We start from the raw sequence: 13,869 nt of genomic DNA on the forward strand, positions 1-13,869 counted from the left end.
ACTGTCTTAATAATTAGCGGTGACGTTGACGTCCATGGATGCCCGTTCCCGGGCGCGGAGGGTCGCATGAAGCCTGCCAGATCCCTAATCCTGTCCCTGGTCACCGCGCTCGCCGCGACGCTCGGCGGCTACACCGACGCGGACTTCACCGCCGACGTGCGCACCCTGCACAGCCGGGGCAAGCGGGTGATCCTCTCGGTCGGCGGCGAGACCGGCCGGGTCACCGTCAACAACGCCGCCTCGGCCACCGCGTTCGCCGACACGGCCGCCGCGCTGATCGCCCGCTACGGCTTCGACGGGATCGACATTGACCTGGAGAACGGGCTCAACCCGACGTACATGGCGCAGGCGCTGCGCGCGCTGCGGGCCAAGGTCGGGTCGAGCCTGATCATCGCGATGGCACCGCAGACCATCGACATGCAGAACCCGGCCGGCGGCTACTTCAAGCTGGCGCTCGACATCAAGGACATCCTCACCGTCGTCAACACCCAGTTCTACAACTCGGGGGCGATGCTCGGCTGCGACCAGAATGCCGCCTACGGGCAGGGCACAGTGAACTTCATCGTCGCGCTGGCCTGCATCCAGTTGGAAGCCGGGCTGCGCCCCGACCAGGTCGGTCTCGGTCTGCCGGCGGGGCCGGGGGCGGCCGGCGGCGGCATCGTCGCGCCCAGCGTGGTCAACGCCGCCCTGGACTGCCTGGCCCGAGGCACCAACTGCGGCAGCTTCCGGCCGCCGCGCACCTACCCCGGCATCCGGGGTGCGATGACCTGGTCGGTGAACTGGGACGCCAGCAACGGCAACGGCTTCGCCAACGCGGTGGGGCCGCACCTGGACACCCTGCCCTGACCATGCTCGCCGGCGTCCGGCCAGGACGCCGGCGGTAAGCGATAACGCGGATCAACGACCGGCGGTCACCGACCGCCGGTCGTCGCGCTCCCGGCGGCGGCGGACCTTACGGATCACCCACATCACCACCATGACGACGAAGACCGCGACGATCGCGTAGTTGAACCAGTCGCTGTAGCGCTCGACGTTCTGCCAACGGCTCCCGAGCGCGTACCCGGCCCCGACGATGAGACCGTTCCACACCCCGCTGCCGATGGTGGTGAGCAGGATGAACTCGCCCAGCGGCATCCGGTTGGCCCCGGCCGGCACGGAGACCAGGCTGCGGACCACCGGCACAACCCGGCCGATCAGCACCGCCCACCGGCCGTGCCGCTCGAACCAGCGGTCGGCCTTCTCCAAGTCGTCGCGGTCCACCAACGGGATGCGGTCCAGCCAACGCTTCAGCCGTTCCTCGCCGAGCGCCGCGCCGAGCCAGTAGAGCACCAACGCGCCGACCAGGGAGCCGACCGTCGCGGCCAGCACCACGAGGAAGACGTTGAACTGGCCCTCGTGGGCCAGGAAACCGGCGAGCGCCAACACGATCTCGCTGGGAATCGGCGGGACGATGCTCTCCAACGCCACCAGCAGCGCCACGCCCACCGGGCCCATCGCCTCGATCACCGAGGCCACCCAACCGGTCAGCCCGGTGAACTCGGACGGGTCGCCACTCTGGGCGTACGCCATGGTCGTCCTTCCGGTCGGCTTCGGGGGATCGGAGGGTCATACCCAGCAGGGCCCCCGCTACACCTGCGCTCAGTGCTCCGGGTGCAGCGCGGTGTCCGCCGGCCCCTGCCGCCACCCGGTGAACACCACGGTCAGGCCGGCGCGGGACGGCGCGCAGCAGAACGGCCCGGCCAGCGCCTCGGCCGCCGGGTCCAGCGGGGTGAGCCGGACCAGTCGCCACGGCTCCTCGTCGACCCGGGCGCGTACGGTCAGCGCGTCGCCGGCCCGACTGGCCCGCACAGTCACCTCACGGCCCGCCCACTGCGGCACCGGCGCCACCGACCAGTCGGAGAACTCCCGAGTCACCACCGCGCCGAGCTGCGACTCGCCGTCGCTCATCTCGACACCGGCCTTGGTCCACGTCCGTTCGTCGACGCGGACGAGCACACCGGCCTGGTCGAACTGCGCCGAGAAGTCGAGCCGGAAGCTCACCTCCATGGCCGCGCCGACGGGCAGCGGTGCCAGCAGGGCCGGGCCGTCGTCGTGGACGAAGCCGTAGCTGGTCCGCCGCCAGAAGTCGCTCTCCGCGGCCGGCTCGACGACCAGCTCACCGGCCGGGCCCTCCTCGACGCGTACCGGCGGGTGCAGCCAGCTGCCCCGGGACCAGTCCATCGGTTCGCTCGGCGGTACGAGGTCGATCTCCATGACCGGCACGGTAGCCCACCACGAGGTGCGGCCCGCCGGGCTGGTTTGCCGCGGTGATCGAACGGAGATGTTCCTCCGGCATGGGTGACCGTTGGTATTCCGAAGCCGTCGTCTACTGCCTCGACATCGACACGTACGCCGACTCCGACGGCGACGGCGTCGGTGACATTCGTGGGCTGATCGGGAGGCTGGACTACCTGGCCCGTCTCGGGGTGACCTGCCTGTGGCTGCACCCGATCCACCCGTCGCCCAACCGTGACGACGGCTACGACGTCACCGACTTCTACAACGTCGACCCGCGCTTCGGCACGCTGGGCGACTTCGCCGAGCTGCTGCACCAGGCACAGAACCGCGGCATCCGCGTGATCATCGACCTGGTGGTCAACCACACCTCCGACGAGCACCCGTGGTTCCAGTCCGCCCGCTCCTCGCCGGACTCGCCGTACCGGGACTGGTTCGTCTGGTCCGACACCGAGCCGGACGACCGGCACCAAGGCATGGTCTTCCCCGGCGAGCAGAAGGAGACCTGGAGCTACGACCGCACCGCCAAGGCATGGTTCTACCACCGGTTCTACAAGTTCCAGCCGGACCTCAACTTCGCCAACCCGGAAGTCCGGGCCGAGGTCAAGAAGATCATGTCGTTCTGGCTCCAGCTCGGCGTCTCCGGCTTCCGGATGGACGCGGTGCCGTTCATCATCGAGCTGACCGAGCCGGGCAACCCGAACTCGCCGAAGGACTTCGAGTTCCTCACCGAGATGCGCCAGCACGTGCAGTGGCGCCGCGGCGACGCCGTGCTGCTGGCCGAGGCGAACGTCGAGCCCGACGAGCTGCCGACTTTCTTCGGCGACGGCAGCGGCTCCGGCAACCGGATCCACATGCTCTTCGACTTCATGCTCAACGGTCGGCTCATGCTCGCCCTGGCCCGGCAGGACCCGGAGCCGCTGATCGACGCGTTGCACGACACCCCGAAGCTGCCGGTCGGCGGGCAGTGGGCCACCTTCCTGCGCAACCACGACGAGATCGACCTGTCCCGGCTGACCACCGAACAACGCAACCAGGTGTACGAGCAGTTCGGCCCGGACGAGAACATGCGCATCTACGACCGGGGCATCCGTCGCCGGCTCGCCCCCATGCTCGGCAACGACCGTCGTCGCCTCGAACTGGCGTACGCCCTCCAGTTCTCCATGCGCGGCACCCCGGTGCTGCGCTACGGCGAGGAGATCGGGATGGGCGAGAACCTGTCGCTGCCCGGCCGGGAGGCGATCCGTACCCCCATGCAGTGGTCGTTCCAACCGAACGCCGGCTTCTCCACGGCGGACCCGGAGAAGCTGGTCCGCCCGGTGATCGACAAGGGTGAGTTCGGCTACCAGAACATCAACGTCACCGCCCAGCGGAGCGACGCCAAGTCGCTGCTCGCCTGGTTCGAGCGCATGATCCGTACGCTGCGGGAGGCTCCGGAGATCGGCTCCGGCTCCACCACCCATATCGACGTGGCGATGCCGGCCGGAGTGCTCGCGCACCGGGCGGACGGGCCGACCGGGACCATGGTCTTCGTGCACAACCTCGGCACCGACGACGTCGAGGTGGACCTGAGCAGCCTGGAGCCGGAGGCCGACCTCCCGATCGACGTGCTCACCGACCGCGGTTACGGGGAGCTGGGCAAGCTCGGCGCGGTGAAGGTCTCCGGGTACGGATACCGGTGGATTCGCCTATGCCGAGGGTCGGCCTGTTGACGTTAAGCTCCTCCGATCGACCGCACGTTACTGGGAGGTAATCATGTCGGAGGAGCCCCGCGTCGCCATCGTCACCGGAGCCGCACGCGGTATCGGTGCGGCCACCGCCCGGCGGCTGGCCGCCGACGGGATGGCCGTCGCCGTGGTCGACATCGAGGAGTCGGCCACCAAGGAGACGGTGGACGCCATCGCCGCCGACGGCGGCCGGGCGCTCGGTGTGGGCGCCGACGTCTCCGACCGTGATCAGGTTGAGGCGGCGGTGGCCCGTGTCGCTGCCGAGCTGGGCGCGCCCACCGTCCTGGTCAACAACGCCGGCGTGCTGCGCGACAACCTGCTGTTCAAGATGACCAACGCCGACTGGGACACGGTGATGGGCGTGCACCTGCGCGGTGCGTTCCTGTTCAGCCAGGCCGCGCAGAAGCACATGGTGGACCGCAAGTGGGGGCGGATCGTCAACCTCTCCAGCACCTCCGCGCTGGGCAACCGGGGCCAGGCGAACTACGCCGCCGCCAAGGCCGGCCTCCAGGGCTTCACCAAGACGCTCGCCATCGAGCTGGGGCCGTTCGGGGTGACCGTCAACGCGGTCGCGCCCGGCTTCATCGTCACCGACATGACCGCTGCCACCGCCGCCCGCATGAAGGTCGACTTCGAGGACTTCCAGAAGCACGCCGCGGCCGAGATCCCGGTCCGTCGGCCGGGGCGGCCGGAGGACGTCGCGCACACCATCTCGTTCCTGGCGAGCGAGGGTGCCGGTTTCGTCTCCGGCCAGGTCATCTACGTCGCCGGCGGCCCACGGGACTGACAGGTTCTTCCGACGAGGGCGTTCCTTCGCGCAGGGGACGCCCTCGTCGCCGGGTCAGGCGGGGTCGCGGCGGGTGCGCCAGAGCCAGATCAGGCCGAGCACCGGCAGCACCAGCGGGATGTAGCCGTACCCGCTGCCGAACTGCGACCAGACCGTCTCGTCCGGGAAGAGATCCTTGTCGACCAGGCTGAGGATGCCGACCGCGACCACCCCGACGAGCTCCACGGAGCAGCACGCCAGCGCGACCCGTCGCCCGGTGTGCCCGGCACGGGCGAGCCCCACCGCGGCCACGATGTAGATGAGCGCGGCCAGCGCGGACAGCAGGTACGCCACCGGCGCCTCGTCGAACTTGGTGGCGATCTGGAGGCCGGCCCGACTGGTCGCCGCGATCGCGAAGAGCAGGTAGACCGCGATCAGCAGCCGACCAGGCCCGGTGTTCGTGCGACGCCGGACCGGTTGTGTCTCAACCACCGAGCACCTCCCAGGTCTGCTGCAACCGGACCACCACCACCGGGGTCACCAGGCAGACCGCGCACACGATCGCCGAACCCCATCGGGTCGGCTCCATCCGGGCCAGCACCCACGCCAGCGGCGGCAGGCAGACCAGCGTGACCAGGTAACCGAAGAAGGCGCCGGGCTCGCCGGGCCGATCCCCGCCGCCGACCGCGACGAGCGCCAGCACGCCCAAGACGAGCAACGCCACCTCGAGTACGGCCAGACCGACGAACTGCGCCCGGTCCGGCGGCCGTTGGCGAACCGCCCCCACCAGCGCCCACGCCGCGACGAGCAGCGACAGCACGATCGACACGGTCGCGACGATCCCGTTCACCGGTGAGTCGGCGCTCACGCTGGTCACCGGACCCGCCCGGTCGTTGCCTCGGTCACCGGCACAGCCTACTAACCGTCGTAGTAACGGGATGACCCTGCCTCGCCTTCGCCTCGCCGCCGCCGCCGACCGCGGGCGCGGGCGCGGACGGCAGGGTGTCCGCCGCTCGCTGTAGAGCTGCCCCGTGAGTGGGGCGCGGCGGGTCGGCTGTCGTGGTCGAGGGTCACCCCCGCGCGTGGGGTGCGGCGGGAGACTCAATGATCGACTCGGCTTTCTGTAAAGCGGGGTGTCGCGAGCCTCCGGATGCCCCGGAATCAAGGAATGCGAGTCGATCACGCGTCCGGCGGCCCGTCCCGACGTCCCGCCCGGGCTCAAGCCCAAGCCCAGGCCCAGGCCCAAGCCCAAGCCCAAGCCCAAGCTCCGCCCCACGGGTGGGGCAGCTCGACAGGCGCCGACCGGGTCCCGGCGTCGACCGGATCCCGGCGTCGACCGGATCCCGGCCACGCCCGGACTCCGGCCACGCCCGGTGGCACAGCATGTGAGCTGCTCCGGTTGGTCGACCCGCCGCCGATGCCCCTGGTGAGGCGACTAGCGTGGATCGCGTCCGTGGCGTTGCCGCGGGGTGGGGAAACAGCGGAGGTACACGTGCTGCGGTTCGGTTTGTTCGGCACCGGTCACTGGGCGATCGAGACGCACGGGAAGGCGTTGCACGCACACCCGGACGCGGAGTTGGTCGGAGTGTGGGGGCGTAACCCGGAGCGGGCCTCCGCGCTTGCCGAGCGGTACGGGGTGCCGGCCTACGCCGACATCGACGCCCTGATCGAGCAGTGCGAGGCGGTCGCCGTCGCGCTGCCGCCGGACGTCCAGGCCGATATCGCGGTCCGGGCCGCCTCCGCCGGACGGCACCTGCTGCTGGACAAGCCGCTGGCGCTCAGCGTGGCCGACGCCGACCGGGTGGTCGTTGCCGCCGAGGAGTCCGGGGTCGCCTCGGTCGTCTTCTTCACCCAGCGGTTCCAGCCGAACGTGACGGCGTTCCTCGCCGCCACCGCTGCCGCCGGGGGGTGGCAGCACGGCCGGACCACCGCCTTCGCCTCGATCTTCCAGGACGGCAGCCCGTACGGCGGCTCGTTGTGGCGCCGGGAGCACGGCGCGCTCTGGGACATCGCCCCGCACGCGCTCTCCATCCTCCTGCCCGTGCTGGGTCGGGTGACCCAGGTGGCGGCGATGGACGGGCCGAGCGGCATGGTGCACCTGCTGCTCACCCACGAGGGCGGTGCCACCAGCAGCGCCTCGCTCTCCCTGGATGCCCCGACTGAGTCGATGGCCCGGGAGTTCGTGTTCTACGGCGAGAACGGCATCGAGAACGTCCCGTTCGGCGAGAACGATGCCGCCACCGCGTTCGGCGTCGCGATCGACCAGCTGGTCGAGCAGGTGCGGGCCGGCACCCGCGACCACCGTTGCGACGTCCGCTTCGGCCGTGATGTCGTCGGCATCCTCGCCGCCGCCGAAACCGCCCGCGCCGAATCCCGCACCGTCGCCCTCGCGTAACGCGAGGGTCGAGGCGCCGGAGGACAGCTCAGGAGAGGGTGGTCAGCGCGGCGCTCAGCTCGTCCGGTGAGTCGAACTGATCCGCCGGCAACGCCTGCAACATCTGCAACATCGCCGTGCTGGCCCCGTTCTCCTGGCCCCAGCGGACCAGATCCTCCCGGGAGACCGGGTAGTCGAGCCCGGCCAGGTACTCCTGCAACTGAACGCCGGTGACGGTCATGTCGGCCGGCTACCCGCTCGCGGTGGCCGTACACCGGCTCGGTCGGCACCCCCGGCGGCCCGGCGGCCGGCGTGTCGGGCCGCGGCGCGCCCACGGTTTGCCGCAGCGGCGGCCGGGTAGCCGCTGGCATGCTGGTTCAGCGGCTCGGCGCGCCGAGCGACTTCGACCCGTTGCTGGAGCGCGTTCGCGACGCCCGGGTGGTGATGATCGGAGAGTCCACCCACGGCAGTTACGACTACTACCGGTTGCGTGAGCAGCTCACCCGCCGGTTGATCGCGGAGTGCGGGTTCTCCTTCGTGGCCGTGGAGGGTGACTGGCCGGACTGTGACCGGGTGCACCGCTCGGTGACGGCCGCGCCGGGTGGCGCACTCGAACCGCAGTTCGCCCTGGAGCAGTTCGAGCGGTGGCCGACCTGGATGTGGGCCAACGCCGAGGTGGCCCGGTTCGCCAGTTGGCTGCGGGCCTGGAACGTGGAGCGGCCGGAGGATCAACGGGCCGGGTTCCACGGGCTCGACGTGTACAGCCTCTGGGAGTCGATGCAGGCGATCTTCGACTACCTGGGGGAGGAGGACCCGACGTCGCTGGAGGCGGCGCAGGACGCCTACCGCTGCTTCGAGCCGTACGGCAAGAGGGTCGAAGAGTACGGCGCGGCCAGCAGGTTCGTCTCCGCCCGTTGCGAGGAGGAGGTGGTCCGGCTGCTCGCCCGCACCCGCGAACACGCGCTCTCCGACGGTCCGGATCGCTTCTCGGCCTGGCAGAACGCGGAGGTGGTGGCCGGCGCGGAGCGGTACTACCGCGCGATGGTGGCCGGCGGGCCGGACTCGTGGAACATCCGCGACACCCACATGCAGGACACTCTGGACCGGCTGCTGGACCGGTACGGGCCGGACGCCCGGGGGATCGTCTGGGCCCACAACACGCACGTCGGGGATGCCCGGGCCACCGACATGGCCGCCGACGGGATGGTCAACATCGGTCAGTTGGCCCGGGAACGGCACGGCGACGACGCGGTGGCCCTGATCGGCTTCGGTAGTTACCGGGGCACGGTGATCGCCGCTCCCCGCTGGGGTTCGCCCGCGGAGGCGATGGTGGTGCCTCCGGCGCGGGAAGGGTCGGTCGAGCGGCGGTTGCACGAGCTGATGCCGGAGCGGGCGGTCCTCATCTTCGGCGGCGACGACCAGCCGGGCTGGGTCACCGAGACTGCGGACCACCGGGCGATCGGGGTCGTCTACGACCCGTCCTTCGAGTCCTGGGGCAACTACGTGCCGACGCGGCTCGGCGACCGGTACGACGCCTTCATCTGGTGTGACGAGACGACGGCCCTGCACCCGCTGCCGGTCCCGGCCGCCCCCGGCGAGATGGAAACGTACCCGGCCGGGGTCTGACCGGCCCGGTCGCGCCGATCATGGAGTTGTGGTGCCCGACCAACGCCCCGGACCGGGGCACGGCGGACACCACAACTCCATGATCGACCAGGTGGGGTTCAGACCCGCGTGGGGGTCCGGTCCTCCAGGTGCTCGCGCAGGCCCTCGCCCTCGATGTCCACGTTGGGCAGGGCGCGGTTGAGCCAGCGGGGGAGCCACCAGGCACGGTCGCCGAGCAGGGACATCACCGCCGGCACGATGGTCATCCGGACCACGAACGCGTCGATGGCCACGCCGATGGCGAGCGCGAAGCCCATCGACTTGATGATCGGGTCTTCGAGGAAAACGAAGCCGCCGAAGACGGACATCATGATCAGCGCGGCGGCGGTGACCACCCGGGCACCGTGGCCCATGCCGCTGATCGTGGCCTCACGCGCGGTGTCGCCGTGCACGAAGTCCTCCCGCATCCGGGAGACCAGGAACACCTCGTAGTCCATGGCCAGCCCGAACAGGATGCCGATCAGCAGGATGGGCAGGAAGCTGACCAGCGGGGCCGGGGTGTCCAGGCCGACCAGGTTGGCGAGGTGGCCCTGCTGGAAGATCGCCACCGTGATGCCGAACGTGGCGGCCACGGTGAGCAGGAAACCCAGCGCCGCCTTGAGCGGCACCAGCAGCGAGCGGAACACCAGCATCAGCAGCAGCACCGAGAGCCCGACGACCAGCAGCAGGTAGATCGGCAGCGCATCGGAGAGCTTCTCCGAGACGTCGATCCCGACCGCGGTGGCGCCGGTGAGCAGCACCTCGACGCCCTGGACCCCGCCGACCGCGTCGCGGACGTTGTGCACCAGGGTCTCGGTGGCCTCGTCGGTCGGGCCGGTCTTCGGCACCACCCCGAGCAGCGCGGTCCGCCCGTCCGGGCTCAGCTGCGGCGGTGCCACCGCGAGGACGTTCTCGGTGCGCTGGATCATCGCGGTCACCTGCGGCACTGCGGCCGCGGTCGCCTGCGCGTCGTCGCCCGCCACGACCACCGCGAGTCGGCCGGTGAAGCCCGGACCGAAGCCCTCGGTGGTCAGGTCGCTCGCCACCCGGGCCGGTGAGCCCACCGTCGCCGTGCTGGCGTCCGGCAGGGCCAGCCGCATGTCCGGCGTGGGCAGCGCGAGCAGGCCCAGGCCGAGCAGCGAGACCAGGATGACCGGCACCCGGAAGCGGATGACGAACCGCGCCCAGCGGAAGCCGAACCCAGAGCGGTCCTCGGCCGGCACCGTCTCTTCGCCCACCGGCTCACCAGGCGCGGCGGCGTCGACCGTGGAACGCAGTCGGCGCGGCAGCACCCGCTTGCCGGCGAAGCCGAGCAGTGCGGGCTGGAGGGTGATCGCCACGAGCACGGCGATGGTGACAGTGCCGGCGGCGGCGAGACCCATCACGGTGAGGAACGGAATGTTCACCACGGCCAGGCCGGCGAGGGCGATGACCACCGTGGCACCCGCGAAGACCACGGCGGAACCGGCGGTGCCCACCGCGCGGCCGACCGCCTCCTCCGGTGACAGGCCTTCGAGCAGGTTCTGTCGGTGCCGGGAGGTGATGAACAACGAGTAGTCGATGCCGACGGCGAGGCCGAGCATCAGCGCCAGGATCGGCGCGGTGCTGGTCAACTCGATGACGCCGCTCAGCGCGAACAGACCGGCCATGCCGACGCCGACGCCGATCAGCGCGTTGAGCATGGTCATTCCAGCGGCGACCAGTGAACCGAACGTGATGATCAGGACGATCGCGGCGACCAGTACGCCGAGCGCCTCGGTGGAGCCGATCTCCGGCTCACCACCCAGCACCTCGCCGCCCGGGGCGACCTGCCAACCCTTCGCCTCGACGGCGGCGCCGACCTCCTCGTACGCGGTGCGCTGCTCGTCGGTCACCTCGTCGCCGCCGGTGGCGAACTGGACCTGGACCAGCGCGTACCGGCCGTTGGGCGAGACCGCGCCGACCTGGAACGGGTTGACCGCGCCGACCACGCCGGGCAGTGTCGAGGCCTCCTGGACCAGCTCCTGCACCACGGCCTGACCCTCGGGGGTGGCCAGTTGACCGTCGGCCGGCGCCTTGATCGCGATGGTGCCGGTGGCGCCGCTGGCTGCGGGGAACTGCTCGCTGAGCAGGTCGAGCGCGCGCTGGCTCTCGGTGCCGGGCATGGTGAAGTTGCTCGCCGTCGGGCCGCGCAGGGTCGCCGCGGCCAGGCCGGCGACGACGAGTACGACGAGCCAGAGCGCGACGACTAGCCGTCGCCGGCGCAACGCGCCCCGGCCGAGCCGGTAGAGCAGGGTGGCCATCAGGAGTCCTTGTCCTCGGTCGTGGGTTGTTGGGGCAGGGCTGCGTCGACGGGTTCGACGGCCCGCCGGACGAGGGTGAGCAGGGCGGAGCGCAGGTCGTCGTCGGGAATGTCGACGAACTCGGCGCACGCCTCGGGGATGCCGGCCAGTAGCACCAGTGCCGTGACCCGGGCTACCGGCCGGTCCGAGTGGCCGGCCAACGCGTCCCGAAGGCGTTCCGAGATCTGCTGGATGTGTGCGAAGGCCGGCTGGCAGAGCAGTTCTGCGAACTCGCCGCGGAGCAGCGCGATCTCACCCCGGAACCGGACCGCGAGGTCGACGAAGCCGACGGCGGCGGCTTGCTGGGCGACCGCTCCGGTCAGCCCGGTGAGCTGGTCGTCGAGGTCTCGCAGCACCGCGATCGCCGGGGCCATCAGCTCGGCGAGCAGGGCTTCCTTGCTGGCGAAGTGGTAGAGCACGGTCGCCTTGGAACAGCCGACCTCGCGGGCGATGTCCTGGAGCGAGGTGCCCCGGTAACCGGTCACCGCGAACTGCCGCGCCGCCGCGGCGAGGATCTCGCCGTGCGTCTCGGACACTGCTCTGGCCATCACTGGTCCACCTCCGCAGACCAGCATGCCTGACCGATCGGTCAGACCCTGACCGATCGGTCAGATTGGCGTGGTGGCGTTCCCCACACCGGTGCGCGGTTTAGCCGGCGTGCTCGGCGTCGTACCTGGTCCGCGCCTCGGCGATGGCCCGGCGGTGCCGCTCGGCCCAGCTCGTGAGTGCCACCAGCGACTCGTAGAGCTCCAATGCCATCGGGGTCGCCGTGTACTCGACCTTGGGCGGGACGGTCGGGTAGACCGTGCGGTGCAGCAGGCCGTCCCGTTCCAGGTTGCGCAGCGTCAGCGTGAGCATCCGCCGACTGATCCCCTCGACGTTCCGCTCCAGCTCGGTGAAGCGCACCGGGCCGTGTGAGGCGGACACCAGGATGCTGATGCTCCATTTGCCGCCGACCCGGTCGAGCACCTCGCGGACGGTGCAGGCCCGGGCCTGACCCGGGGTGAACGGCACGTTCTCGGCCGCGCAGGTCAACTCGGCCTTCACCTGCGCGGACACATCGCTGTTCCTCTGGGACACAACAGTGCCTCCTTCCGCTCCGGCTCATGGTCACAGACGATGACCTCGGTAACAAACCGTGCACCAAGGAGGGGTTTCATGGACCGTGTCGTCGCGTCCCGCTGGCCAGCGCTGCTGGTGCTCTGCGCCGGCAGCCTGATGATCATCCTGGACGGCAGCGTGGTCGCTGTGGCACTGCCCGCCGTACAACGCGACCTGGGCTTCACCGCCGCGGGCCTGGCGTGGGTGGTCAACGCCTACCTGGTCGCGTTCGGCGGGCTGCTGCTGCTCGCCGGCCGCCTCGGCGACCTGCTCGGCCGACGGCGGGTCTTCCTGGCCGGCATCACACTGTTCACAGTGGCCTCGCTGGCCTGCGCGGTCGCCACCGGGCCGGCGCTGCTGGTCGCCGCGCGCTTCGGGCAGGGCGTGGGCGGCGCGCTCGCCATGGCGGTCAGTCTCGGCATGATCGTCCGGCTCTACCCCGAGGCGGCCGAGCGGGCGCGTGCGATCGCCGTGTTCAGCTTCACCGGAGCGGCCGGCGCGTCGATCGGCACGGTCGCCGGTGGGGTGCTCACCGAGGCTGCCGGCTGGCGGTCGATCTTCCTGGTCAACCTGCCGATCGGGGCGGTCATCCTGCTCGCCGCCGTCCGCCGACTCCCCGCCGAACGGGGCATCGGCCTGCGGTCCGGCCTGGACGTACCCGGCGCGCTGCTCGCCACCGCCGGCCTCATGGTCGCCGTGCTGGGCATCGTGGGCACCGCCGAGCACCGCTGGACCAGCCCACGCACCCTCGGTACGGCGGTGCTCGCGGTGCTGCTGCTCGGCGGGTTCGCCGTACGTCAGCGGGTGGCCGTCGTCCCGCTGCTGCCGGCCCGGGTGCTGCGCGTACCGGGCCTGGTCGCGGCGAACACCGTGCAGTTCCTCATGGTCGCCGCGTACTTCGGTTTCCAGTTCCTGCTCGCCGTGGAGCTGCAACTGGTGCTCGGGCTGGACGCGTCGGCCACCGGCTGGGCTTTCCTGCCCACCCCGGTGGTGATCGCGGTGGTGTCGCTCGGCTTCGCCGGTCGGCTGATCGCCCGCTGGGGTGCCCGGAGCGTGCTCCTGGCCGGGCTCGGCCTGGCGACCGTCGGGTTCCTGCTGCTCGCCCGGCTGCCCGCAGACGGTGGCTACGCCGTGGACGTACTCCCCGCCATGCTCGTCTTCGGGGTGGCCGGCGGCCTGACGCTGCCGGCGGTCACCACCCTCGCGATGGCCGGCGCGACCGACACGGACGCCGGGCTCGCCTCCGGCCTCGCCAACACCACCCAGCAGGTCGGCGGCGCGGTCGGCCTGGCCGTGCTGGCCACCCTGGCCGCCGCTCGCAGCGACGCTCTGCGGGCTTCCGGCTGGGCCGAGACGGCAGCGCTCGCCGGCGGCTACCGGACCGCGTTCGCCGTGGCCGCCGCCCTGGTGGTCACCGCGTCACTTGTCGCCGTGACGGCACTGCCCCGACGCCCAGTCCACCCCGGGCCGGACACTGATCCGTCGGGGCCGGCCACGGTGGGCGCCGAAACCGATCCGTACCCGAGCGCCGCGTCCGGTTGACCGACGGCGCCGCCGCGAGTTGAACACGTCCAGCAACGCCTCGGCTGCCGCCTGGGACGACCCAGGCAGGGGGACGACACCGGCGGCGTCATCCCTTGTCCTGCCGCTGACGGGGCTAAT

Annotated in this window: 13 protein-coding genes and 1 pseudogene; 6 read left to right on the forward strand and 8 right to left on the reverse strand. The window is 71.1% G+C overall.

Going from position 1 to position 13,869, the window contains the following annotated elements; translation table 11 throughout:
* Nucleotides 1–108: 108 nt before the first annotated feature.
* A pseudogene (locus KBX46_RS29390) lies at nt 109–846 on the forward strand (glycosyl hydrolase family 18 protein); the annotation flags it as partial.
* A gap of 51 nt (nt 847–897) precedes the next feature.
* Here KBX46_RS29390 and KBX46_RS29395 read toward each other — a convergent pair.
* Both KBX46_RS29395 and KBX46_RS29400 read right to left on the reverse strand, forming a co-directional pair.
* On the reverse strand, nt 898–1,569 hold the full coding sequence (locus KBX46_RS29395) for a DedA family protein (RefSeq protein ID WP_088949957.1): 672 nt from the start codon (nt 1,567–1,569) through the stop codon (nt 898–900).
* A gap of 69 nt (nt 1,570–1,638) precedes the next feature.
* Nucleotides 1,639–2,253, reverse strand: coding sequence for a DUF1349 domain-containing protein (locus tag KBX46_RS29400; RefSeq protein WP_210795200.1), 615 nt, complete (start codon nt 2,251–2,253; stop codon nt 1,639–1,641).
* An 80-nt stretch (nt 2,254–2,333) separates the two neighbouring features.
* On the opposite strand from KBX46_RS29400, the gene KBX46_RS29405 reads away from it, so the two are divergent.
* Nucleotides 2,334–3,986, forward strand: a complete 1,653-nt coding sequence (locus tag KBX46_RS29405) for an alpha-amylase family protein (RefSeq protein ID WP_210795202.1) — start codon at nt 2,334–2,336, stop codon at nt 3,984–3,986.
* 43 nt (nt 3,987–4,029) lie between these two features.
* Nucleotides 4,030–4,788, forward strand: a complete 759-nt coding sequence (fabG, locus tag KBX46_RS29410; protein ID WP_210795204.1) for a 3-oxoacyl-ACP reductase FabG — start codon at nt 4,030–4,032, stop codon at nt 4,786–4,788.
* Nucleotides 4,789–4,842: 54 nt separating this feature from the next.
* Here the strand turns inward: fabG and KBX46_RS29415 are convergent, their stop codons facing one another.
* Together KBX46_RS29415 and KBX46_RS29420 are read right to left on the reverse strand one after the other, a co-directional pair.
* Complete coding sequence (locus KBX46_RS29415) at nt 4,843–5,259, reverse strand: hypothetical protein (RefSeq protein WP_099848256.1); 417 nt, start codon at nt 5,257–5,259, stop codon at nt 4,843–4,845.
* The gene (locus KBX46_RS29420; protein ID WP_210795206.1) at nt 5,252–5,644 is read right to left on the reverse strand and encodes a hypothetical protein; all 393 of its coding nucleotides are present in this window, start codon (nt 5,642–5,644) and stop codon (nt 5,252–5,254) included. The genes KBX46_RS29415 and KBX46_RS29420 overlap by 8 nt, the downstream gene beginning before the upstream one ends.
* A gap of 615 nt (nt 5,645–6,259) precedes the next feature.
* On the opposite strand from KBX46_RS29420, the gene KBX46_RS29425 reads away from it, so the two are divergent.
* Nucleotides 6,260–7,162, forward strand: a complete 903-nt coding sequence (locus tag KBX46_RS29425) for a Gfo/Idh/MocA family protein (RefSeq protein ID WP_210795208.1) — start codon at nt 6,260–6,262, stop codon at nt 7,160–7,162.
* Between the two features lie 28 nt (nt 7,163–7,190).
* Here the strand turns inward: KBX46_RS29425 and KBX46_RS29430 are convergent, their stop codons facing one another.
* Nucleotides 7,191–7,382, reverse strand: a complete 192-nt coding sequence (locus tag KBX46_RS29430) for a DUF2795 domain-containing protein (RefSeq protein ID WP_088949951.1) — start codon at nt 7,380–7,382, stop codon at nt 7,191–7,193.
* Between the two features lie 128 nt (nt 7,383–7,510).
* On the opposite strand from KBX46_RS29430, the gene KBX46_RS29435 reads away from it, so the two are divergent.
* Nucleotides 7,511–8,767 (forward strand): erythromycin esterase family protein, encoded by a 1,257-nt coding sequence (locus KBX46_RS29435; protein WP_210795210.1) that lies wholly within the window; start codon nt 7,511–7,513, stop codon nt 8,765–8,767.
* A 98-nt stretch (nt 8,768–8,865) separates the two neighbouring features.
* Here KBX46_RS29435 and KBX46_RS29440 read toward each other — a convergent pair whose 3' ends face one another.
* From KBX46_RS29440 to KBX46_RS29450, 3 genes are all read right to left on the reverse strand, one after another.
* Nucleotides 8,866–11,067 (reverse strand): MMPL family transporter, encoded by a 2,202-nt coding sequence (locus tag KBX46_RS29440; protein ID WP_210795212.1) that lies wholly within the window; start codon nt 11,065–11,067, stop codon nt 8,866–8,868.
* Nucleotides 11,067–11,654, reverse strand: a complete 588-nt coding sequence (locus tag KBX46_RS29445; protein ID WP_088949949.1) for a TetR/AcrR family transcriptional regulator — start codon at nt 11,652–11,654, stop codon at nt 11,067–11,069. The genes KBX46_RS29440 and KBX46_RS29445 overlap by 1 nt, the downstream gene beginning before the upstream one ends.
* A 100-nt stretch (nt 11,655–11,754) precedes the next feature.
* A complete protein-coding gene (locus tag KBX46_RS29450; RefSeq protein WP_088951986.1) occupies nt 11,755–12,141 on the reverse strand; it encodes a helix-turn-helix domain-containing protein in 387 nt (128 codons plus the stop codon).
* 123 nt (nt 12,142–12,264) lie between these two features.
* Here KBX46_RS29450 and KBX46_RS29455 point away from each other — a divergent pair, with 123 nt between their 5' ends.
* Nucleotides 12,265–13,749: an MFS transporter gene (locus KBX46_RS29455; protein WP_210795214.1), complete on the forward strand. Its 1,485-nt coding sequence runs from the start codon at nt 12,265–12,267 to the stop codon at nt 13,747–13,749.
* The last annotated feature ends 120 nt before the right edge of the window (nt 13,750–13,869 follow it).

The sequence above is a fragment of the Micromonospora sp. C81 genome (assembly GCF_018070425.1).
Lineage (GTDB): Bacteria > Actinomycetota > Actinomycetes > Mycobacteriales > Micromonosporaceae > Micromonospora > Micromonospora zamorensis.